This is a genomic window from Streptomyces sp. NBC_01334 (genome assembly GCF_035983595.1).
Lineage (GTDB): Bacteria > Actinomycetota > Actinomycetes > Streptomycetales > Streptomycetaceae > Streptomyces > Streptomyces coriariae.
Genome location: NZ_CP130718.1, coordinates 3,157,329 through 3,181,864 on the forward strand (window position 1 = coordinate 3,157,329; position 24,536 = coordinate 3,181,864).

The 24,536-nt window shown below is 69.8% G+C and carries 10 protein-coding genes; 5 read left to right on the forward strand and 5 right to left on the reverse strand.

Going from position 1 to position 24,536, the window contains the following annotated elements; translation table 11 throughout:
* Positions 1–579: 579 nt before the first annotated feature.
* A complete protein-coding gene (locus OG736_RS14290; protein ID WP_327182778.1) occupies positions 580–4,821 on the forward strand; it encodes an FG-GAP-like repeat-containing protein in 4,242 nt (1,413 codons plus the stop codon).
* Between the two features lie 89 nt (positions 4,822–4,910).
* A complete protein-coding gene (locus OG736_RS14295; RefSeq protein ID WP_327182779.1) occupies positions 4,911–6,044 on the forward strand; it encodes an acyltransferase family protein in 1,134 nt (377 codons plus the stop codon).
* 33 nt (positions 6,045–6,077) lie between these two features.
* Here OG736_RS14295 and OG736_RS14300 read toward each other — a convergent pair whose 3' ends face one another.
* Positions 6,078–6,512: a hypothetical protein gene (locus OG736_RS14300; protein ID WP_327182780.1), complete on the reverse strand. Its 435-nt coding sequence runs from the start codon at positions 6,510–6,512 to the stop codon at positions 6,078–6,080.
* Positions 6,513–6,634: 122 nt separating this feature from the next.
* On the opposite strand from OG736_RS14300, the gene OG736_RS14305 reads away from it, so the two are divergent.
* Entirely contained in the window at positions 6,635–7,075 is a 441-nt protein-coding gene (locus OG736_RS14305; protein WP_327182781.1) for a hypothetical protein, read from the forward strand.
* Positions 7,072–9,213, forward strand: coding sequence for a hypothetical protein (locus OG736_RS14310; protein WP_327182782.1), 2,142 nt, complete (start codon positions 7,072–7,074; stop codon positions 9,211–9,213). The genes OG736_RS14305 and OG736_RS14310 overlap by 4 nt, the downstream gene beginning before the upstream one ends.
* A gap of 5 nt (positions 9,214–9,218) precedes the next feature.
* Here OG736_RS14310 and OG736_RS14315 read toward each other — a convergent pair whose 3' ends face one another.
* The 4 genes from OG736_RS14315 to OG736_RS14330 form a co-directional block, all read right to left on the reverse strand.
* The gene (locus OG736_RS14315) at positions 9,219–15,785 is read right to left on the reverse strand and encodes an RHS repeat-associated core domain-containing protein (RefSeq protein ID WP_327182783.1); all 6,567 of its coding nucleotides are present in this window, start codon (positions 15,783–15,785) and stop codon (positions 9,219–9,221) included.
* Positions 15,786–15,923: 138 nt separating this feature from the next.
* Positions 15,924–19,688: a laminin G domain-containing protein gene (locus OG736_RS14320; RefSeq protein ID WP_327187604.1), complete on the reverse strand. Its 3,765-nt coding sequence runs from the start codon at positions 19,686–19,688 to the stop codon at positions 15,924–15,926.
* Between the two features lie 318 nt (positions 19,689–20,006).
* Entirely contained in the window at positions 20,007–20,201 is a 195-nt protein-coding gene (locus tag OG736_RS14325; RefSeq protein WP_327182784.1) for a hypothetical protein, read from the reverse strand.
* A gap of 166 nt (positions 20,202–20,367) precedes the next feature.
* Complete coding sequence (locus OG736_RS14330) at positions 20,368–22,464, reverse strand: bifunctional glycosyltransferase 87/phosphatase PAP2 family protein (RefSeq protein WP_327182785.1); 2,097 nt, start codon at positions 22,462–22,464, stop codon at positions 20,368–20,370.
* A 367-nt stretch (positions 22,465–22,831) separates the two neighbouring features.
* Between OG736_RS14330 and OG736_RS14335 the strand changes: the two genes are divergently transcribed.
* Complete coding sequence (locus OG736_RS14335) at positions 22,832–24,499, forward strand: DUF2330 domain-containing protein (RefSeq protein ID WP_327182786.1); 1,668 nt, start codon at positions 22,832–22,834, stop codon at positions 24,497–24,499.
* The last annotated feature ends 37 nt before the right edge of the window (positions 24,500–24,536 follow it).

Genomic DNA, 24,536 nt, shown 5'->3' on the forward strand with positions numbered 1-24,536 from the left:
ATTCCCAGTATGAGGGCAGCAGAAATAAGGCCGCCCAATCTACGCGCGCCGTACCGGCTCACGCCCCACCCCTCGTGAAGGCAAACAAAGCCCCCAAAAGGTAACAGGAAGATCAGCCGCGGAAAATAGATTCCCCACTCGATGCGTGCTGAAACAACCAGAAGCCCGCCCCTCTACGTCACATTTGAGCAAGTTGTGGGATTTCCATGGATCAGCAAAGCTGCACTTCAGGCCACTGGAGCGGGATTCGGCCACCTCGCCAATTTGCCCATCTTCACGTCGAATACGCAAGTTCTCCATGATTTTCTGTTGCTGCGCAGCGGCATGGGCGTGTGAAATACCTGGAGGCGCCGCCGTTAGAGTTGCGCGAAATCCAGGCGCAGGGGATTGGGGATTGAAGTCGTGTCCAGAGAACACGAGGGTGGGGCACTTTTCCGAAGGCGCAGATTCCGCTTGTTGGTCGGCATCATGGCCTCCGGCATTCTGGCGCCGATATTGCCTGCCGGTACGGCCACAGCCGTACCGGCACAGTCAGCCAAGGCGGTCACCGCAGCGTCCGATCCGGTTGCCGACGGTTCGATGACCGAGAAGGACAAGGCCCTTGCCGATGCTCAGGCCTCCGGTCAGCCTGTCGAGGTGGTGTCCGCTCGCACGGAGTCGAGCGACACCTGGGCGCAGCCGGACGGCTCGTTCTCGGTGAAGCGGTACGGCAGTGCCGTGCGGGTATGGCGGAACGGAACATGGGTGGGGGCTGACCCCACCCTTGCGTTCGCCACCGACGGGGCCGTGGTCCCCAAGTCGGCAGCGGTGTCAGTACGGTTCTCCGGCGGTGGAGCGGGCCCCATGCTCACCGGGAACCGCGACGGCCGCACACTCTCGCTGACCTGGCCCAAGGCGTTGCCCACTCCCACGCTGCTGGGGAACGTGGCCACCTACACCGAGGTCCTTCCCGGCGTGGACCTCCAGCTGAAAGCCGAGGTGGAAGGCTTCTCCCAGCTTCTGGTGGTCAAGAACGCCGAAGCCGCCGAGAACCCGGAGTTGGCCCAACTCCAGTTCGCCATCGAGACGGTCGGTCTCGACGTGTCCAAGGACAGTGAGACCGGGTCTCTGGAGGCGATCGACCCGGCCGGGCAGACCGTGTTCACCAGCCCCACCCCCATGATGTGGGACTCCAGCACGCCCACCACTGCCCAAGCGCGGAAGCTGATGTCGGCTCTCACCGCGACCACGTCGACCGCAGAAGCCGCCTTCGACCCCGGGGCCGGGGCCAAGGACGCGGCCATGGAGACGTCCGTCAGCAGCGACACGCTGACCATCACGCCGGAGCAGGACCTGCTGACGGGGGCTGAGACCACCTATCCCGTCTATATCGACCCGACCTGGTCCAGCAACGTCCGCACTCACTGGACGAGGGTCTACCAGGCATATCCCAACACGTCGTTCTGGGACGCCAAAGAAGTGGTGCGCGTCGGGTACGAAGCCGAGACCGGCGGCCTGAACCGCGTCTCGCGCTCCTTCTTCGAGCTAGACACCAGCGCCGCGAGGGGGGCGCAGGTCAAGTCCGCCACCTTCCGGATCCGCAACACCTGGTCCTGGTCCTGCCAGGCCCGCGGGGTCCAGTTGTTCGAGGTCGGTGACATCTCCGACAAGACCACTTGGAAGAACCAGCCCGACCCGATCGGGTCCGTACTGGACACCGTGAACGACGCCAAGGGCTGGAGCAACGACTGCCCGGCCGGCAATCTGGAGTTCAATGCCACGAACGTCGTCCGCAAAGCGGCTGCCAACGACGACGTGAGCGTCAACCTGGGCATGTACGCATCCAGCGAGACGGACACCTTCGCCTGGAAGAAGTTCGACCCCAAGACCGCCGTCCTGGAGATCGTCTACAACAACCCGCCCAAGGTCCCGACCGGTCTGGGCACCTATCCAAGCACCAGTTGCGCTGCGGGCGGCACCATCGGCAACACCTCGGTCAGTCTGTATGCGAAGGTCGACGATCCCGACGCGGGCAACCTGACCGCCGAGTTCCAGCTCTTCCCCTCCGGCTCCACCACTCCGTACGGAATCAGCGTGCCGGCGCTGCGCGGACGCGTCGCCACCGTCGTGCTGCCTGCCGACAAGACGCCTAGCGGCACCTACACCTGGAAGGTGCGGGCAAAGGACCCGGACGGGGCGTACTCGGCGTACAGCAAGACCTGCACCTTCAGCATCGACCGCGCTCGGCCGAGCAAGCCTCCCGTCATCACTTCCGATGGCAACAAGTACCCCAACGGGGACAACGGCTGGCCCTCGCAGACGGGGCCGGCTCGTACCACTGCTCGTTTCCTGCTCGCCCCCAACGGTGTGACAGACGTCAAGGCCTACTACTGGTGGACGGACGCCGATCCCAGCCTCAACGAAGCTTCTACAGATGCTGCCTGGGCAGACGTCATCGTCCCCTCATACGGCCCGCACCTGGTGTACGCCTACAGCGTCGACGCAGCCGGCAACCGTTCCGACACAGCCACCTTTCTCTTCTACGCCACCCGCTCCACGGACAAGGATCAGCCCGGTGACCTGAACGGCGACACCTTCAAGGACATCTGGAGCACTGACTCCAACGGCACCCTCCTCGCCCACGCCGGCCAGGGAGAAAGCCACTTCTATGCCGCAGCCAACGCAGGCGGGATCTTCCCGGGTCAGCAGGTCGCGCTGTCCGGTGACTGGACGGAAGACGGCTACAACGACCTCGTCTCCCTCGAGTACAACGCCAACAACAAGAAGAACAATCTGCGCGTCTACGACAACAACGGCAAGGGCAGTATCAACCGCGACGAGTATGTGGAACTGCAGGTCAGTTGCCCCGTACCCAGGAGCGGAAAATGCAAGGCCAGGCCCGGCTGGGAGGGTGACGACCACTGGTACAACGCCGAACAGGTCACCACAGGAGGCGACCTCAACGGCGACTCCTTCCCTGACGTCCTCGTCAAGCAAGGCACGAAGCTCTGGGCCTATTACGGCGACACCGCCGGTGTTCTCGACGGCGTCGCGCCCCCGTCCCTCGTAGGCACCATCGACTGGAGCAAGTTCACCGTGGTCGCCCCCGGTGATCTCAACGGCGACGCCGTCCCCGACCTGCTACTCCGTGACGACGCGACCGGCGAGCTCTTCCGCTCCTACGGAACGAAGATTGCGGACGACGGCAAGCTCAACCTCGCCACGTGGGGAGCCGACCGCACCAAAATCGCCACCGGCTTCAAGAAGGCCGACTACCCCACCCTGGGCACCTCCGGCGACCTCACCGGCGACGGTGTCCTCGACCTCTGGACCCGCAAGGCCGACAACACGATGGCCGGTTGGACCGGCAAGGCAACCAACAGCCAACTCACCGGTTTCGGCACCGCATTCAACATCGACGGCATCACCGGCGGCATCCGCATCGCGCCCGGCACCCAGCTCACCTCCGGCCAGTCCATCACGTCCAACTCCGCCACGCTGACCATGAAGGGTGACGGCAACCTCACGGTTACCTCCAAGGCCGGCGTCGTCGTCTGGCAGTCCAAGACCTCTGGCAACCCGGACGCCACCGCCCGTGTGGAGGCCGACGGCAACCTCACCGTCTACAGCGCCGACGGTCAGTCCAAGCTGTGGACCACCGGATTGATCAAGAAGACCACCCCCAATCTGACCGGTGAGGGCTACGTGCTCCTCCAGGACAAGGGCAACCTGGTCGTCTACAACGCCAAGAGTCAGGCCCTGTGGTCCAACGGCTCCGGCATGCGCCACGACTACAACGGCGACGGACGCAGCGACCTGGCCTGGTGGAACGACTTCGATGCCGGAACGGACGCCACCTACAGCCTCCTGACCAACTCCGACGGCACCTTCAAGGAACCGCTGAAGTCGTATGCCGCCGCGGTCGGCGTGTACGAGGCCAAGTACATGAAGTTCGTGACCGGCGACTTCAACGGCGACGGGCGCGGCGACATCGCGGCGCTCCACCCCAAGCCGGACACCAGCCTGGAAATGCTGACCTTCCTGGGGCAGAGCAACGGAGGCTTCGCCGCGCCACTCACCTCCTGGACCGTCGCGAAGAACGTCATGCACGCCACCTACATGACCCCGGAGGCCGGCGACTTCAACGGTGACGGGCGTGACGACGTAGCCATCTGGTACGCCTACCCCGACGGCACCACCAAGTTGCTCACCCTCACCGCCAACGTCCGGGGTGGCTTCAACAACCCCTTCGAGTCGTTCTCGGCGCCCTCGGGCACCTGGTTGCGCAGCCGTTGCAAGTTCACCACCGGTGACTTCAACGGCGACGGCCGCGACGACATCGCCGTCTTCTACGGCCAGGGCGACGACACCATCCGCACCCACACGTTCCTCGCCGATGTCACGGGCGGCTTCGCCACTCCGACGTCCTGGTGGTACACCGGCTCCCTCGACTGGGACCAGGCCACCCCGCACACCGGTGACTTCAGTGGCGACGGACGCGACGACATCATGATCTGGTACGCCTACAACGACGGCAGCGACAAGGTCTCCACCATGTTCGCGGAGTCCCTGTCCGGCCTGGACCAGTTCGGTTCCGCCAAGGTCACCCTCGACGGCAAGCTCAGCTGGAACATCGCCCAGACACAGCTTGCCACCGGCGACTTCAACGGCGACGGATACGACGACCTGGCAGCCCTGCGCAAGCAGGACACCAGCATCCAGACCTGGACCTGGAACTGGTCCGGCGCGGACTCGACCTTCAAGGGCGGCGTCGCGGGCTGGACCGCTCCCACCAGCACCTATCCCTACGAACCCATGAAGCTCGTCACCCCCTACAACTGAACCTCGCCTTACCTGTACGGGGCACGCGGTACTACCGCGTGCCCCGTACTCTGTCCCGGAATTGTCCTGACCACCACGAAGGACCCCCGTTGACCCCCACCCCGGCCCCCACCCGCGACCGGCTGCCCTCCCTCACCGGGCTGCGGTTCTGGGCCGCGCTCCTCGTCGTGCTGTATCACCTGTCGCGGCAGGTCGGGATCGTGCCGGGGGTCAGTGATGTCGTCTGGTACGGGCGTAGTGGGGTCACGTTCTTCTTCGTGTTGTCGGGGGTCGTGCTCGCCTGGACCTACGACGGTGCGGGGGTGTCCGCGCGGGTGTTCCTGTGGCGGCGGTTCGCGCGGATCTGGCCGCTGCTCGCCGTCAGTGTCGGGGCGTCCGTCGGGGTGTGGTGGGCGCTCATGGACCGGGCCGTGTCCGTCAAGGCGGTGGGCGCGACCTTGTTGCTCGTGCACGCCTGGTTCCCGCAGCCCGTCATCTTCACCGGGGGGAATCCCGCCGCCTGGTCGCTGAGTGACGAGGCCTGGTTCTATCTGATCTTCCCTGTGCTGCTGGCCGTGCTTGCCAAGCAACGAGCCCGGGTGTGGGGGTGGACCGCCGTCGCGGTCGGTCTCGCCGCGCTGCTGTTGTGGCCCGCGCTGTCCGGGGCGTCGGCCACCACCCGCACCTGGGCGCTCGACTATCTGCCGCTGACCCGCTCCCTGCAGTTCGTGCTCGGTGTGGTGGCGGGGCTCGCGCTCAAGCGCGGTTGGCGGTCGCCCGTGTCGCTGCCGGTGGCCTTCGGGCTCGTCGTCGCCTGGCATCTGGTGCTGATTTCGTGGTCGGGCGCGGTGCCGGATGCCGTCTGGTACAGCCCTTACTCCGCCTCCCAGTTGCTCTCCGCGCCCCTCTTCGCGGCCCTGATCTGCGCCGCCGCCCGTGCCGACCTCGACGGGCGGCGGACCGGGCTCGGCGGGACCTGGATGATCCGGCTGGGGCACTGGTCGTTCGCCTGGTATCTCCTGCACGAGATCGTGATCCGGGTGGCAGTCTTCGAGTGGGGCAAGCCCGCGCCCGGCGGCGAGACGGTCGCGTTCTGGGCGGGGGTGCTGGTCGTCAGCCTCACCCTCGCGGCCCTGGCCTACACCTGCGTCGAACACCCCGCAGAGCGCCGGCTGCGGAGCCTCGTGGGACAGCGGCGGACCTCCGCACCCGCACGCCCGTCCGCCGACGTGACCGCCAGGTGAGGGTGAGCTGACGCAGCTACCCTCGCCGTCGGCTCAGAGCGCCGAGGTCGGCCGACACCGCTGCCAGAGCCGCCACAACCGGACGGCCGTCGCCCAGACCGCCGCGATCAGGCCGGCCACGGCGAGGAACGCCAGCAGGACCAGCATGGGGTTGACCCAGGCAGGCACGAGGTCGTACGAGGCGTTGCACTTGTTGTGGAGCGGGAAGAGCTGCGACGGCTCGCGCCAGTGCTCCGTGCGGTAGGCGTCGTCGTACTTCTGGCCCTTCAGGAGCGTGCAGGTCTCCGCCACGTCCAGGCCGCCGGACCACGCTCCCCAGAACCACGTGAGGAACAGGCCCACGCACGACATCACCGAGAGCGTCAGCCAGAAGACCGGCGTCCGCCGCACGAACCACGCCCTCGCGTTCGCGACCACGACCGCCGCCTTGCCGGACACCGTCTTCCCCGACACCCTCTCCCCGACCATCCCGTGATTCTCCCCTCCCGGTGATCAGAACGCTCCGTCACCCCCAACTGCCGTCTGTACCATGCGTTTTGTCCCGTGCGCGCACTCAGCGGGCCGGGGTGGCCAGGGGGAGGGGACGGAACATGCTGAGCGAGGCGTTGACCGCGGCTGCGGCCGGTGGGGGGATGGCCGTCGTGCAGTCGGCCGGGGCGGACAGCTGGGCCTGGTTCCGGGTGCGGTGCGCTCGGCTCGTCGGGCGAGGGGACGCCGACGCCGAACGGGAGGCGATCGAGCGGCTAGACCGGACCGCCGCCGTGCTGAACGCCGTCGACGAGGGTGAGCGGGAGCGGGTGCGGGCCGTGCACGCGGTCCTGTGGCAAGGGGAGTTCGCCTCACTGCTGGAGGCCCTCGCGCAGGAGGAGCGGGATCGGCTCGTCGAGCAACTCGTGCAGCTGACCAAGGAGTTCGGTGCAGATGACGGGCCGCAGGGCGGCGCCGTCAGCGGGAACACCTTTCACGGGCCCACCGCCGTGCAGACCGGCGATCACAACCGGCAGGAGAACCACTTCGGGTCCGGCGGATGAGCGGCCCCCGTCCCGAGGCCGGCAGCGCCGAGTCGGACCCCGGCGACAGAGGTCCGCGCGACGCGAACTCCGCCTCCGGCAACGCCTTCCACGGGCCCACCGCCTTCCAGGTCGGTGACCACAACACCCAGAACATCCATCACCACGTCGCCCACACCGCCGCCGCCACCGTGGACCCCCTCGACACCACCGCCGACGAGCTCGCCCGGGTCGTCGGCGCGCAGTGGCAGGAGGAGGCCGGGCTGCGGCGGCTGCTCGAGCCCGCGCCGCTGCCCGTGCGGTGGCGGGTGAGTGAGCGGAAGGTGGCGGGTCGGGTCGTCGGGGCCACGGGGGAGGGAGCGGGGCGGGCGCGGTTCGGGCCGTTGCCGGGGCTCGGACCGGCCACCCGGGGCCGGCTTCGTGACGGCGGCGGGCTGTCCGAACTGCACGCCGTCTACGGCGGGTTGGCCTCCGGGCGGCTGCTGCTCGTCGGAGCGCCGGCCGCCGGAAAGACCGCCGCGGCAGTGCTGCTGCTCCTCGACGCGCTCGCCCATCGGGCCGCGCGGGCCGCACCCGCCGACCGGGCCCGCGTGCCCGTGCCCGTGCTGCTCTCCCTCGACGGGTGGAATCCCGGCGAGGACACCGCCGTCGACTGGGCCGCCGACCGGCTGACCCGCCAGTACACCCTCTTCCACGGGAAGGGCGGGCGGGCCCGCGCCCGGCAGCTGCTCGAACAGGGACGCGTCTCCCTCTTCCTCGACGGCCTCGACGAGGTCACCGGCAGGCTGCGCGGGGCCATGGTCAGCGCACTGGAGACGGCGCCGTTCCGGCTGGTGCTCGTCTCGCGGGCCAAGGAGGCCGTGCTCACCGCGAAGAAGGCGCGGCTGGGCGGTGCTCTCGCGGTGGAGCTCCAGCCGGTCCGGCCCGCCGACGCCGCCGGGTATCTGCTGAACCGGCTGCCCTCCACTCCGTCCCCCGCCTGGCAGCAGCTCACCGGACGACTGCTCACGGAGGCCGGTCCGCTCGCCGCCGCCCTGGCCGGACCGCTCGCCATCGCCCTGCTCCGCGACGTCTACGGCGACGACGATCCCGTCGACGAACTGCTCGACACCGCGCGCTTTCCCACCCCGGCAGCCGTCGAGAACCATCTCCTCGATCACGCGGTCGTCGCCGCCTACACCCGGCGCCCCGGACACCCCCGCCCGCGCTACTCCGCCAGGACGGCCGAACGCACGCTCCGGTACCTCGCCGCCCGGCTCACCCAGGAGGGTGCCCGCGATCTGCGCTGGTGGCACACTCCCGGCTGGACGGGCCACCGGCCGCGGCTGATCGCCGTATGGATCGTCTCCACGGTCGTGTGCGGGCCGCCCGGCGTGGTCATGACCTGGAGTCTGTACCCGACTCCGCTGGTGATCGTGATCGGTACCCTCTCGGCGATCGGGGGCGGCTACGGCATCGCCTGCCGCGTCGCGGAGTTCAGCGAGCCGCAGCCGTTGTCGAGTGCCGGCTGGCGCGACATCTTCACCCCGGATACGGTCCGATCCGGCATCCGGCAGTGGCTTTTCGTGGGTACCGGGCTCTGCCTCCTGCTGCCGCTGGTCCTCGACCCCGGCCCGCCGATCTGGCTGCTGTACCTGGCGACGCTGCCCATCGGCTTCTCCGAGCTGCTGGTGACAGGCCGAGGACACAAGATCCTCTCCGGCACCCCGTTGCTCTCCGTCGGCTCGGGCCGTAGCTACGACAAGGTTCGAGAGGAGTTCGCCCGGCCCCAGGTGGTGGACACCCGGTCAGTGGGCCCGGTGGACGTGTGGCGGCACCACATAGGGCTGCGGCTCTTCCTGGGGCTGCTGACCGGATTCGCCCTCGCGCTGTACATCGGCCCGATCATCGCCTGGGCGCAGTACCCGCTCCTCGGTGCGATGTTCGCACTGACGGCCGCCCTGTGGACCGGTGCCACCTCGGTCCTCGTCGGCAACCTCGCCGTCTCCACCGCCCTGACGGCCGTACAGCTCCACTTCGAGGAGGGCACCCCCGTACGGTTGATGCACTTCCTGGAGGACGCCCGCCGCCGCAACCTGCTGCGGGCGACGGGCCCCGTCTACCAGTTCCGGCACGCGCGGCTCCAGGAGCGGCTGGCCGCGAGAAGCGCGCCGGAGTGATCAGCTCACCGGCCGGGCGCCGGCATCGGAACGGTCTCGGTCCATCGGAACGTCATCGACAGCGGTTTCTGGCCGCCGGGGAAGACCGCGCGGGCGGTGTTGGAGATGCCCGACGCCATCGGGTCCTTCGCTCCGCTCTCGTACCCTTCCTTCGACACGCCACGGGTCAGTGACTCGACGGTCATCTTCTGGGTGATCTCGAACTGCACCGTTCCGCGCCGGTTCAGCTTGTTGTATCCGGTCACGGTCGCCTTCATGTTGAAGGAGCCGAGCACCGCGCGGGTGGCGCCCGCCGCCGTGTCCGGGTCGTTGTCACCGGCGAGCTGCATGAGGGCGTCGGACACTTCGCCCACCATCATTCCCTTGAGGGGAAGGTCGTTCATGGCCGCGCCGTACTTGGTCTTGTAGTCGAGCCCCTTGATGGTCTGCCCTATCTTCGTGTTCTTGCGGTGCGAGAGGAACGTGCGCACGACCTGCATCCAGATGTGATCCTGGACGGCCTGGGTCATCTTGTCGTTCTTGTCGAAGTAGTAGGCGGACGGTGTGACGCCCATGAACCACATGGCCGTGAGCTGGGTGGCGTTCGGGTTGAGGATGACCTCCGGGTTGAGCACCAGCTGCTCGCGGTAGGCGGCCGCGGCCCGACGGCCCAACTCGTCCTGTCGCGTCCACGTGTCGCCACTGGCCGTGCCGCAGTTGCTGTTGCACGGGTGGGGCGACTGCGGCTTGGAATAGTCGACGGCCTCGTTGGGGCGACCGTTGCCGGGGGTGCCGTCCGGGCGGGTCGGGCAGGGCGTGTCGTCGCCGTTGCCGCCGCAGGCGAGGCCCAGGCCGGTGGGGTCGCTGTGGGTGAGCGGGTTCTGTACCGCGTACGTGTAGCCGTTGAGGCTCTGGAGTTCGCCGGATTCCAGGAGCGGGTCGACGCTGATGAACTGACCGATGGACGCGTCGTATTCACGGGCGCCGATGTGGGTCAGGCCCGACGTGGCGTCCCGTGTCTTGCCCAGGAAGCCCTTGTCGTCCGGCCAGGGGCCGTTCAGCGTCGTGCCGCGGTCGGCGCCGAAGGGCGTGGTGTAGCGCTTGGTGAAGGTCTGGCCGGTGTCCGGGTTGAGCGCCAGCGTCGAGGTCTGGTGCTGGTCGCCCGTGAGGTAGGTGAGCTTGTTGGTGCCCGACTGGTTGGAGCGGACGGCGACCGTCAGTTCCTCGGCACCGTAGTAACGCTGCGACCAGGTGGTCCCGTTGGCGCGGAGGTGGAGTTCGGTGGCGCCGGTGTAGAGAACGCGCTCGCCGTTCTGCGTGCTGCGGATCAGCAGGGTGCCGTCCGTGGTGTAGAGGTAGTCGGTCGCCACGCCGCCCTCGGTGAGCTTGCTCAACTTGCCGTCGGGCGACCACTCCAGGGTCTGTGTACCGCTCGCGCCGGGGCGGTGCCAGGTGTTGCCGGACTTGTCGTAGTCGTAGGAACGCTCCGGGGTGGCGCAGTCGGTCTTGGTCGTGGTGCCGGTCAGGGTGTGCGGCTGGGCGGTGAGGGTCGTGGGGTAGCAGTACGTCGTCCTGGTGTCGCCGGTGCTCTTGTGGACCGTCTCGCTGGACCGCTGGCCCGCGGCGTTGTAGGAGTAGGACGACCAGTACGGCGCCGGGCCCGACAGGCTCGACGCGCTCCTGGTGTCGGTGCACTTCTGCGAGGCGGGCGTCCAGGCCTCGGTCAGGCGCTGGTGGCCGTCGTAGGTGAAGCACTGGGTGTCCGCGGAGCCGGTGCCGCCCAGGAGGGTCGGGTCGCTGATCGCGGTGACGTTGCCGGTCTGGTCGTAGGTGTAGGTGAGGTCCTGGAGCATGTAGCCGTGGGTCTGGTCGGTGACATGGCTGTTGGTCAGGCGGCCGGTGCCCTCCTCATAGGTGTTCGCCACGTAGACGCTCTTGTTGCCGGTGCCGCCGGTGCCCAGGGTCAGCTGCTGCGGTTGTGCCATCGCCGAGTAGTCCACGTCCAGCAGGTATCCGGTCGCGCCGCCCACCGAGGTCACGTCGCCCACGTCGTCGTATCCGTACTCGACGATCTCGGACGACAGGCCGCCCACGGCCGGCTCACGGCTGAACTTCTTGCTGCCGTCGACGTTGTACCCCGTCTCGTACGCCACCGTGGCGGACGCGCCCGCCTTCACGAACGGGTCGCTGTCCGGCAGTTGCAGCTCGGTACCCGTGGGGCGGTTCAGGCTGTCGTAGGCGGTGACGGCCTGCGTGTAGGCAGCGCCCGCCTTGCCGCCGACGTAGCGGGTGGAGGAGGTGAGCTGCCCCTTGAGGAGGGTGTCGTAGACGAAACCGGTGAGCTGGTTGGCGTCCGTCTTGGAGTTCTTCCAGGTACCGGTGATCCGGCCCAGCACGTCGTAGTCGGTCACGACGGCCGTGCCGCGCGCGTCCGTCGTCCTGACCGGACGGTTGAGGGCGTCGAACTCGGTGAGGGTCACGCCCTTGTCCGGGTCGGTGCTGATGCCCTCACGGCCGAACAGGTCGTAGACGTAGGACCACTTGGCGCCGTCGGGGCCGGTGAGCGTCAGCTTCCTGCCGTCGAGGGCGAAGTCCGTCTTCGTGGACGTGTACGCGGCGCCGGCGCTGCCGCCGTAGGCGGCGTCGGCCGGGCTCGTGCTCGCGTACTCACGGGTCTCCGTCACCTGGCCGCGGACGTCGGTGATCGTGCGCTGCGCCGAACCGCCCTCCAGGGCCGTCGTCGCGACCGAGTCACCGGTGTAACCGGTGGTGGTGGCCCACTTCTTGATGCCGTAGGTGTACAGGGTGCTGGTCGTCGGGCGGCCCGCCCCGTCGAACACCGTCCCCGTCTGCTGGGGCGCCTCGCCGTACTCGGCCCGCGTGTACGTGCCGTTGGGCGTGCTGGTGGTGTCGAAGATGTCGGCGTACGTCTCGTAGGCCAGTCCCCGCGTGTCGTAGCGCGTGTCCGTCAGCAGCCGGCCGCCCTCGGGTGTGGGCGACTGGGTCTGCAGGGGGCGCAGGAGCGCGTCGTAGATCGTGTAGGTGGTCTTGTAGCTCTCGCCGTCCTTCTTCAGCGTCGACGTCGACACCCAGGACGGCTTGGCGCTGTCCGTGTGGTACGCGTACTTCTGGTTGGGGGTCTGGCTGCCGCTCGTCCGGTTCGGCAGCCACACGTCGGTGAGCCGGCCGAGGGCGTCGTAGGCCATCTCGGTCTTCTTGAGACCGACGTCGTAGGTGCGCAGCGGCACCGCGCGACGCGGGTCGAGGAAGGTGACCGTGTTGTACGTCTTGGCGTCCGTGGTGACGGTCTTGGTCAGCGGCCCCGCGTCGACGGGCGTGTAGGCGGTGCTGGTGGGGTTCCCCACCGAGTCGGTGACCTTGAGGGTGCGGCCCAGGGTGTCGTACGTCGTGGTGGTGGCCGTCTGCCAGCCGGACGGGAGCCGGTCGCCGGCCGCGTCTGCGGTCGCGGTGTAGCCGGTGGGGCGGCCGGTCCAGGTCGCCAGGCCCTTGGTGGGCTTCTGGGTCGCCGACCAGGTGGTGGCGTTCGCGGTGTCGTAGACGGTGCCGACGTCGGCGAGCACGCTGCCCCGCTCGGGGGCGGCCGGGTTCATCGTCGCGGGCAGGGCGAGGGAGGCGTCCGCGGTCGCGCAGCTGCGGGCGACCGTGCGGGTGCGGGAGGTCAGGCCGGTGAGGCCGATGTCGGCGTTACGGGCGTACCAGGTGCGGGTGCAGGTCTCGTCCGAGGCCTTGCCGACCTGCCCGGAGTCGTCGACCGTGACGGGCATGCCGTAGCTGTCGTAGGACGTGTTCGTCAGGCGCTCGCGCCACGTCTGCGGGGCCGTCAGGTAGGTGTAGCTGTGCACCTTCTGCGGGCGGACGAAGCGGGCGACGTGGTCGCCGGCACCGGACACGCTCTGGCGGGCGGTCTCCTGCGACCAGGGGTCGTTCACCGTCGCCGAGATCGCTGTGGAGCCGTCGTAGGTGACCTGCTCGCGCAGCTGCCCCGCGTACGGGTCGCTGTCGGTGATGGCAGCGGCCCCGAGAGCGGGCGTCGACAAGGGGGCGACGGAGACGGACTTGTCGGTGCCGTCGCTCTTCTCGTCACCGTCCATGCCCTGGAGGTAGAGGGAGACGGTGCGGGAGCGGGTCACGCCCGTCGCGCCGGTCCACGCGGTCACCTGGGCGTAGCCGCGCCACTCCGACCAGGTCCGCTCGGCCTTCGGCGCGAACGGGTCGTCGCTGTAGTGCCAGGCGGCACCGCTGTAGGAGTACGCGTTCTCGACCGCCTCGTTGTTGCCTGTCGGGTCGGACACGCCGACGGCCAGCACCCGGTACTTCTGGAACCAGTCGATCGAGGCGTCCTCGCCACCGTTGATGTGCCAGAACTGCGGGTAGCACGAACGGGTGTTGGTGTCCGGGGCCGCGCCCAGCACCTGGCTGCGCACGCACTCCGCCGCCGACAGGGTCACCGTCGTGATCGCACCGGTCTCCGAGACGACGGTGGAGATCCGCGGCCGGGTCAGGGGCAGGATGTCGTCCGTGCCGTCGACGCGGTTCGGCCGCATCTGGTAGGTGAACGAGACCGGGTTCAGCGCGACGCTCGTGGCGCCCGCCTTCGCGGTCCGCTTGAGCGACTTCAGGGTCAGCACCTGGTCGGAGCTGTCGCCGATGTCCCCGCCGTCCAGGTACTGCTCGACCAGGTCCCAGGAGTCCACCGCGTCGTACGCGGCACTGGTGGCGTTGTAGGAGAAGGTGTCGATCCCGGTCAGCCGCTTGCGGGAGAAGAAGGCCGGGCCGACCGCCTTGCACTCGTCGTCGTCCTTGGCGCAGATCGCGTCGAAGGGGACGTCCGGCCAGTTGTCGGCGGTGTCCTTGGTCAGGGAGGAGCAGTCCGAAGCGGTGCAGCGCTCGGCGTAGCCGAAGGTGACCTTCGCGTCCGCCTTGTCGGTGAACAAGGCTCCCTTGCGCAGGCCGTACTCGATCCGGTCCAGGTAACCGCCACGAACGTAGGAGGCGTTGGCGGTCTCGGCCTTGTTCTTCTTGTAGTGGTTCGATTCCTTCGTGTACCAGTACGTTGCAGCGTTGCCCCGCAGGTCCTCGACGTAGTCGAGGCTCCATCGCCAGGCCTGCGTGAGCGAGCGGTCGCCGAAGGCGTCGCCCGCGGAGTAGCCCGGCTCGCCCGAGTCGTCGCCGAACACCGGCACGGTCGCCGTCGAGTTGGTGCGCTGGGCGTCCGCGCCGTCCAGCTTGTTCTGGCCGAACACGTACTCGGTGCCGTCGCCGGTGACGACGGTCCAGTACTCGCCGTTGTCGTCGCCGTTGTCCGCGCCGGTGGACCGGGTCACCTTGGAGGCGTCGTCGCCCTCCAGCCGCCACTGACCGTCATCGTCGTCCTTGACCAGCCGCGTCGACTTGCCGTTCAGCACCAGCCGCGCGTTGTCGTACTTCCAGCACAGGTCCGAGATGTCCTCGTGGCCGTCCTCGTCGCACGAGCCGTAGGTGCGCTCGATGTAGGACTCGGTGAGCGAGAAGCCCTCTCCGACCGACGTGCCCTGGTTGTTGGACGTGGCCGTGCGGCCGTCGACGCCGCCCGAGTCGTACGACAGCGACAGCGGCGGCAGCGGGCCGGCCGCCGCGGGCGGCAGGGTGAAGTCGTACGACCAGGTGAACGCGCCCGAACTGCCGCCCGACTCCCAGGACGAGGAGTCCGACAGCGGGGTGGCCGAGTAGTTTCCGGTGCCCTTGGGCGACTCCCCGGACCCGGCCGCGGTGGCGGTGACGGCCAGCACGGTGGCGGCCGGGGCGGCGCCGCCCGCGGCCTTCATGAGCTGGGTCGACGCACCGTCCGTGGACTCGGCGATGCTCACCTGCGCCGAAACCGACCGGTGCGCCAGGTCGTTGTCCGACGCGAGCGGACGCTGGGTGCGGCACTCGCTCTTCTCAGGGGTCGTCAGGGCGCATGCGGGAAGCTGCACCAGACGCAGCCGCTGCGACCAGCCGCCTCCCAGGGCCGAGGAGAAGCCGCTGTAGTCCACGCTCACTTCGGCCTTGCCCGCGGTGTCGGCCTCGGCGGTCAGCAGCACACCCGTGACGCCTGCGGCGCGAGCGGCCTGCTGATCCAGCACGGTGACACGCGCCGTGCCCGCCGCCGCGCCCTTGCCCGCGGTCGTGCCCTTCCCCGCGGTCGCGGCCTTGTCCCCGAACGGCGGCGCCAACGTGACCGGGACTCCGCCCGGTTCGGCCTTCCCCGCCTTGCCGCCCGTGAGGGCGAGCTTCGCCTCGCCCGCCCCGGGCCAGACCGCCTTCTGCTCCGCACGGGCCCGATCGGCCTGCGCCTTGTTGGCCTTGTTGTCCTGGGCGACCCGTCGCCGGGCTTCCTTCGCGCCGAGGCCGTCGACCGTCTCGACCTTGCTCACCCGGGACTTGGGCACGTCGGGCCGCCCCAGGCCGGAGGTCTCCGCGGCCTGGGCCAGTTGTGCCGCGCCCAGAGGTGCGACGAGCGCGAGGGCCAGTGACGGCACCAGCAGCCGACCGAAGCGGTGCCGGCCGGCACCACCCCCTCGCCAATGTGATGTGCCCCTGCCAAAGATCATGGTCATTTTCCCCCGGTCCTGTCGAAAGAGTTCAGAGAGGGTTCAGAGAGTTTCGGCGCGGTACGGAGAGATGCGGAGCGGTACCGAAAAGCCGGGGCAGGGGCAGCCCGCCGAGCGAGCCGCCCCTGCCCCTCCTCGTCAGTCGCCTACGGTCTCTTCGATCTGCTCGGATCCGGCCATCGCGCCCGCCCACAGACGAACGTCCGCGACGCGTCCGGGCAGGTAGTGCCCCCACGCGTTGCCGGCGAAGTCCTTGCCGACCGCGAGATCGCCCGAGCCGATCTTGGCCGTGAACGCCTCGTCGTCGCCGTTCTGGACGGCTCCCAGGTAGAGGCCGATCGTGCCGTCCTGGGCGTTGAAGACACCGGTCATCCTGACCATGCCGTCCACCATCGCGGCCTCGTCGGACGCCACCGCGCTGAAGGTGCCGTTGGCGTTGAGCCGGCCGAAGCGCCAGAAGCCCACCGGAACGGTCTTCTCCTCCAGGGTCTCCTCGTCCAGCACGGTCTGCTTGTCCGTCAGCTCGTACCAGAAGCCCCAGGCCGACCCGTCGACCGTCCGCTGTCCCACCACCTGGCCGGTGTAGCCGACGCTCTTGCCGGCGAGCGCGGTGGCATCCAGGGACGCCAGCGTCGTGACCGTGAACGAGCCCGTGTCGTCCACCACCGGACCCGCCGCCGTGGCCGCGTCGTCCACTCCGTCCAGCACGATCGACTCGCCGTTCAGCGAGGCACCGCCGCCGAGGGTCAGCGACCGGCCGTAGCCCGAGGTGGTGTCCGCGATCGTGGTCCCGGACCCCCGGTCGGCCGACCAGTCGGCGACCAGCTCCACACCGGCAAAGGCGTCCGACGTCAGCGTCCGCGCGTCGTCCGCGATCTCCTCCGCGGACAGGGCCCGCTGCCACGCCGTGGGCTCGTCGATGCTGCCCTTGAAATAGTCCACGTAGGTGTCCGCGTACAGCAGGCGGCCGATCTGGAACGCGCCGTCCGCGTGCCAGGCGGTCCCCGCGTCGACCGAGGCCTGCAGCTTGCCGTTCACGTAGAGGTGGACCTTCTTGGCGACGGCGTCATGGACACCGGCCACATACGTCCACACCCCCTTGGGTGCCGCGTTCGGTGCCGCCGCCTCGTGGAAGGCACCGTCCGTGCCCAGCACGCGCATGCTCCACTTGCCGCCGTAGGAGATGATGAACGGGCTGTACTTCTTGGTGAACGGGCTCGTCGTCGCCGCGGACTGGCTGAGGACCGTGACGGTCTTCGTGGAGGCCGGGTCGACCCGTACCCAGGCGGCGACCGTGTACGACCCCGCCGTGTCCAGCACCGTGCCGGCCGTGGCCGCGTAGCCGGTGCTGCCGTCGAGGGCCAGCCCCTTGTCCGTCACCGGCGTCGTCAGCGGCACACCGGTGGCGTCACGCGTGATCAGACCGCGACGACCGCGGTCGTCGCGGACCGCACCGCCGCTCGGGGTCGCGTTGTCCGCGCCGTCCCACGTCGCGGAGTCCACCGCCGTTCCGTCGGCCTCGCCGAACTGCCACTGGCCGACCGGCTTCTCACCGTCGGCGACCACGAAGTCGACGACGGATTGCGCACCGTACCGGGACACGTTGTCCTTGGCCCGCACGTACAGGCGGTACGTGCCCGCCTTCGTGGGCGTGATGCCGACCGACACCGTGGCTCCGGTCTGGTCCGGCGACCACGCGGCCGTCGAGGAAAGCTTGTACTGGTAGGCGACGTTGGTGTCGCCGGAGGCGGGCCCGAACTTGAACGTGCCCTTCACCGCGGGCCCGCCGTGAGCGGTGCAGTCGTTGGTCGTGCACGCCGTGTAGGGGCTGCCGACGGTGATGCCGGGTGCCTTGGGCGCGCTGGAGTCCACCTTGAAGTAGCACCAGCCGGTGGTGGTGGCGTTCGACGGTCCGGGCAGATTGCTGGCGCCGCCGTTGTAGTACGACCGTACCCAGCTCCGGTACCGGTAGAGCGTGCCGTCCGTGAGGGTGGACCAGGTCAGCGTCACCTTGGTGTTGTCACCGACGTATCCGGTCGAGGGACGTGCGTCGCCGTTGCCCGGCGTGGTGTCCACCCAGGTGCTGCCGCTCTTGCTGTCGAGGTCGTAGGCGATCCGCAGCTGGGCGTCCTTCTCGCCGCCGGACTTGGTCTGCGCGGTCGCGGCCAGCGTCGGGGTGGGGTCGGAGACGACCGCCGGGTCGCTCTCGGTGGTCTCGCAGACCGTGCCGGAGCCGGTGACGATACCGACGGCGCTCGGCTTGTCGGGCAGGCCGACGAAGTTCACGGCGAGCACGGCGTCGTTCTTGAACCGCTTCCACGCGGCGGTGTCCGACTCGTCGTGCGCCTTGATCTCCAGCGTCAGCCGGGAGAACTTGCCCGCCGCGAAGTTCGACACCGTCGAGGTGAGGTTCTCGTTCGTCTCGTCCGGGTTGTCGTTGAACTCGATCGGCGCGTCCGGCGCGTCCGGGTCACACAACGAGCCACGGCCCGCCGAGACGTTCCGGTCCACCATCAGGTCCAGCTCCGCCGGCCGCGAGGACCACGTGGTCGCCGAGGAGATGTTGTTCGTACGGACCAGGTCCACCCAGCGCGGATCGCACTGGAACGCCCACGGCTCCGTCACCCGGAACGTCGCGTCCAGGACCTTCTTGCCCTTCAGACTCGCCGGCGAGAACTCGAAGTACAGCTTCTGCACATACCCCGGACCGCAGTAATACCCGTTCCAGGTACCGCACTTGCCGGCGCCCTTGCCCTGGTCGTCGTCGCCGTTGCTCCAGCCGTACGACTCGTAGCCGTCACTGCGCAGCAAGGTGCGCTCCGACTCGCCCCAGGTCACCGTCGGGTCGATGAAGAGCGGAAAGGCCGAGGCATCGGTCCTGGTGAGCATCTCCGTGTCCGGGACGACGGACAGCGAGTCCTTGGTGACCGCGACGTCCATCCTCGCGACCTTGTCACCCTGACCGGGCTCCAGACCCGAACCCGACGGCGCCACCTCGGCGGGGTCGGAGGGCACAACCGGCTCCTCACCCAGCGCCTGCGCCCGCAGCAACTGGGGCTGAGCCCCGGCGGTCTCGTGCGTCTCCGGCGTCTCGGCCGCCTTCGGCGTCTCCGGGACCTCAGGGGCCCTCGGGGTCTCCGGCGTCACAGCAGTCTCCGGCGTCCCGTCAGCCTTCGGCGTCTCCCGCGCTTTCGGTGTCTCGGCCGCTGTTGGCGTCTGTGGCGTCACGGCAGTCTCGCCGGCCGAGTCCCACATCCGCGCCGGTGGTGCCTTGAACACCGTGCGGCCACTGCCGTCGACGGCCGCGAGATTACCCGCCGCGCCCTCGCGAACGTCCAGCCCCTGAGCCTTCAGCCCGAAGGTGAGCTTCTTCAACTCCTCGTTCGCCGCCGCCTCGGGCGTCTTCACCACGAACACCGGCTGGAAGCTCTCCGGCGTCGCCGTCACTTGCAGGTCGACACCCGGCAGCACATCCGCGTATACGGCGCTCGGGCCGTCCAACCGAGGGGCCGGAAGCTTGCCCGGCCACTCCAGCTCCAGCGAATTTCCCTGGTCCTCGATCCGCGCCAGCGGCGCTTTGTCGCCCCCTGCCGAGAATGCGATCGACACGGCGGCGGCCTTCGGGCCCACCGAACCATCGGAACGTTTTTCCAGCGTCGCGTCCGGAGCCTGCCAGCCACCGCCCGCCTTGGCCACGCGTATCGGAACCGCCGACTGCTCCAGCGTGAAGGTGAACCCGTCGGGATTGGCGAAGACCGTCGTCCGGTCCGTCCGCTCGCCCGTCACCTCGACCCGCCGACCGGACTCCTCCGCCTCGGCCAGCGCCTGCTGACCCTCTGTCGAAGGCGCGGAATCCGCCTCCGGGGAAGCTGCCGCAGCCTCCTGCGCGGGCAACGCCAGCATCCCCAGCAACACGGCCAACGCGGCCGCCGTTCCCGTCCCCCTGCGTCTGCCGTGTCTACGACGTCCGAACGTGCCTGAACCGCCCCGTGCCGAAAGCACTGAACTCCGCCCCCCAGAGTCAGAAGATCTCGAAAAAGTAAGCGAATTCAAACCTCTCTTTCACTCAGCGTCAAGGAACTATCGCTGTACGCAATGACCATTTGACGCACCAAAGCCGGTCAACTGCCTCTTGAGAAATGCGCCGTCGACGGAATCGACGTCCGCGCAGACCACGAAATGAAAGAAAGATGAAAGACAAAGGAAAGGGAACAACAGCCTCTAGCGATTGACGGCCATCACCACATAGAGGCCCGCGATGACCGCGAGCACGCAGACGACGGCCAGGACGATCAGCACGAGGCCGATCAGGCCTGTCGTGCCGGCGATCGCCATCCACCCGGCGCGTTCCGCGCGTTCGGCCTTCTGCACCGCGTCGCGGTAACCGCTGTCGTCGTTCCAGTCGCGATCCGTCATGATCCCCCCTGGCCGGAGTGTACCGCCCGCCTTGTCCCGGCCCTCTGGCTCCGATCCCCTGCCCCCGATCCCCTGGCGGTCGCCGGAGGAGCGGGGCATCGGGCGGCGACCCGCGTCCCCGGCGGGGTGCCCGGCCTCGACGGCCGGGCGCGGATCGCAAGAGCGCTCAGCTCGGCGTCGGGTCCTTCTCCGTGGCCGCGGACCCGGCGGACTCGGTGGACTTGACCGCACCCGCCGCCCCCTCCGCCGGAGCCGTCAGCGTCGCCGTCGCCGTCGCGAGCCGCGCCCTCGGCCCCATGAACAGGTACGACAGGCCGAAGCCGCCGCCCACCACCAGCGCGCCGCCGACCGCGTCCAGCACCCAGTGGTTGCCGGTCGCGACGATCGCCGACACCGTGAAGAGCGGGTGCAGCAGGCCCAGTGCCTTCATCCACCACTTCGGGGCGACGATCGCGATGACCAGCCCGCACCACAGGGACCAGCCGAAGTGCAGGGACGGCATCGCCGCGTACTGGTTCGTCAGCGCCGTCAGCGTCCCGTAGTCCGGCTTGGAGAAGTCCTGGACGCCGTGGACCGTGTCGATGACGCCCAGGTTCGGCATCAGGCGGGGCGGGGCGAGCGGATAGAGCCAGAAGCCGACCAGGGCCAGCAGGGTCGCGAAGCCCAGGGAGGCGCGGGCCCAGCGGTAGTCGACCGGGCGGCGCCAGTACAGGAGCGCGAGGACCGACAGGGGCACCACGAAGTGGAAGGACTCGTAATAGAAGTCGAAGAAGTCCCGCAGCCACCCGACCTTCACCACCGCGTGGTTGGCCCAGTGCTCGATGTCGATGTGCAGGAACCGCTCGATGTCGAGGATCTGGCGGCCGTGGGCCTCCGCGCGGGCCCGTCCGCCGGTGTTGGTGCCACCGGTCGCGCCCAGCCGGACCTGCTGGTACGCGGCGTACGTCACGCGGATCAGCAGCAGCTCGAGGAGCAGGTTCGGGCGGGTCAGGACCCGCTTCAGGAAGGGCAGCAGCGGTACGCGCTTCCAGCGCGTGGGGACCGGCCGCGCGTACTGCGTGGGGACGGGCGCGCGGTAGTACGGGGACGTACGCGGCAGGAACGGGACGACCGTGGCCGCCGCGACGGCCGCCAGCAGCACCGCGTTGTCGCGCAGGGGGTACAGGACCGCCATGTTCGGCAGCATCATCTTCGCCGGGAGGGTCATCACCAGGAGCACCGCCACCGGCCACACATAGCGGTCGGAGGCGCGCTTGCCGACCCGGCCGACCACCGCCAGCAGCACCCACAGCAGCTGGTGCTGCCAGGTCGTGGGCGAGACGACGATCGCCGCGCAGCCCGTGAGGGCCACCGCCAGCAGCAGCTGACCGTCGCGGGCGTAACGGACCGCCCGGCGGACGCCCAGCGCGGCGACGGCCGCGCCGAGCGACAGGAACAAGCCGATCTCCAGCGGGCCGGAGAGGCCGAGGCGGAGCAGGGCGCCGTGCAGGGACTGGTTGGCGAGCGCGTCGGCCTCGCCGCCGAGTCCGACACCCGCCATGTGGTGCACCCAGTAGGTGTACGAGTCGTGCGGCATCGCCGCCCAGGCGAGCGCGGTGACCGCGGCGAACGAGGCGCCGGTGGCCGCCGCGGCGCGGCGGCGGCCGGTGAACCACAGCAGTGCGGCGAAGAGCAGGACCGTGGGCTGGAGAGCCGCCGCCAGCCCGATCAGGACGCCGGCCGCCCGCCGGTCCCGTACGACGAAGCAGCCGAGCAGGACCAGCAGCACCGGGATGATGCTGGTCTGGCCGAGCCAGAGGGTGTTGCGCACCGGCAGCGACAGCATCAGCAGGCTGATCGTGACGGGCGCGGCCAGCAGTGCCGTCCGTCTGCTGACCGGCTGGGGCAGCGCACGGGCCACGACCAGGCCGAGGGCGGCGACCAGCAGCAGGGTGCCGAAGGTCCAGCCCCAGCCCAGGGCCTGTTCGGCCGCCCGGGTGAGGGGCTTGAGGACGAGCCCGCCGAACGGGGTTCCCGTGAAGCGTGTGGAGTCGTAGAGCGAGCCGTTGACGTGCAGCACGCCGTCGGGTCCGACCCAGGTCTCCAGGTCCGTCAGCCGTTCTCCGCGCGGGGTGCCGAGGACGACGGCCACCTGACGTACGGCGAGGACCGCCGCCAGCAGCCAGAGGCCGAGGCGGGCCGCGCGCAGACGTGCCCTCGCCGTGTCGGCCGCCGTCGACCCGAAGGCCTCCGCCGGCCGCCCGCTGTGCTCCGCATTCGCCACGCCTCGTCGGCCTCCCGCCGCGTCCGTCCCACGTCCCGTGCGCGAAGTTTCCTCTCGCACCCTATGAGGCTCGCACCGCCCCCGGACAGAGACGCAGGCCATCCCCACTTCACCTGACGTCCGCTCTCCTTTTGTCCGGAAGACGATAGTGGTCCCGGGGCCCCGCCGTTTCCACGGGCCGGGATGCGGGACGGGACACGAGGGGGGACCCGGGTCCGGATACGGGTCGGGACACGGGACCGTCAGCGGGCCGTCGGGGGGCGGGAATTGGATAGGGCCGCGAACGGAGCGGGGGCTTCAGCCGTACCGTCGTTGCCACCGTGATGCGCGCTGGCGGGTACGGAGAGTGCTGGAGGGGATACGAGGCATGGGCGGTTTCCCGCGGGGACGGCAGGCGTGGCGGAAACGGTTGCGCGGGCGGATCACGGCCGTGCTGCTGGCTCTGCTGGCGATCCAGCTCGGCTCGCTCGTCGCGCCGGCCTACGCCTGCGGCTGCGGTGCGCTGCTCCCGGGCGACCAGCGGCAGGTCGTGGTCGGCCGGGAGGTCTCCGTCGTGCGCTGGGACGGCGCGCAGGAGCAGATCGTGATGCGGCTGACGGTCGACGGGGACGCCGACCGGGCCGCCTGGATCATGCCCGTGCCGCACCGGGCGACGGTCGAACTCGGCGCACCGGAGCTGTTCGACCAGCTGGCCGCGGCCACCGCCCCCGTGCACCGCACCCGCCACCACTTCTGGCCGCAGGACGGCGACTGGCCGCTGACCACGGGCGGCGACACGGCGGGTCCGCCACCGCCCGGGGCCGGACCCGGCGTCGGCGTGATCGGACGTGAGCGGCTCGGCCCGTTCGACGTGGCCCGGCTGACCGCCACCGATCCGGGGGACCTCGACGACTGGCTGCGCGCCAACGACTTCACCCTCCCGGGCCGCCTCGAGACCGCGCTCCAGCCGTACGTCGACCGGCGCTGGGAGTACGTGGCGGTCCGGCTGACCCCCGAGAGCAGCGGGACCGCGCTGCGCGGCGAGCTCGAGCCGCTGCACCTCACCTTCGCCGCCGACACCCTCGTCTACCCGATGCGGCTGTCCCGGCTGGCGGCCACCCCGCAGTCGCTCGGCCTGTACGTCCTCGCCGCGCACCGCATGGAACCGGCCTCGCGGATCGGCGGCGAACGGCCCCGGGTGACGTTCGCCGGGGCGCTCGGCAAGGCGACGGGGCCGCTGGCCGAGCTGGCGAAGGGCACACCGTTCCTGACGGCCGTCGCCCAGGAGTTCCCGCGGCCCTCGGAGATCTCCGGGGACCATGAGCTGCGCCGGGCGGCGACGGACGCCGCGTACCGGCAGGTGATCTACGAGGACCGGCTGCTCGCGCTGGCCGGCATCCCGGTGTGGCTGCTGACGGTGGTCGGCGGACTGGCCGTCCTGAACACCGTCGCGGTCGTGCTGGGGGTCCGCTGGGGCCGGGCCCGCCGGGCGACCCTGCCGCGCCCCCGCCATGCCTCGGGCTTCCAGCCGACGCCCACCACCGGAACCGGGGCGGCGCCGCTGCCAGGTACGACGGCAGGGAGGCCTGGACCGGTGCCGGGGTCAGCGGCGGTACCAGGCACGACCGTAGGGGGGTCTGGGACGGTGCCGGGGTCAGCGGCGCCAGGCCCGGCAGCGCCGGGGTCGGCAGCGGTGCGGGGGACGGCTGCCGCGGGCCCCACGGTGCCGTCCGCACCTCCTGGTACGCCCGCCGCGCCCGTCCCGCCCGCCGCGCCCCCCATGCCCCCGCGGCCGCCGTCCCTCCGCCGCACTCCCCCTCGGCCCGCGCGGCCGCCCGTCCCCACTGCTCCTCCCGCCCCTCCCGCCCCTCCGCCCGCTTCCGTTCCGCCGAAGCCGTCCACGCCACCCCGGACGCCCCGGACGCCCGCCATGCCTTCCGCACGCCCCACTCCGCCCCCGCCCACGCCCACCACGCCGCCAACACCCCCCACGCCGCGTACGGCGCCCTCCGCATCATTCGCGCCTCCCGCCGCGCCCCCTGCGCCGAACGGCTGAAAGCCCCGACCGGGGATCCGTGGGGCTCGACTTAGCA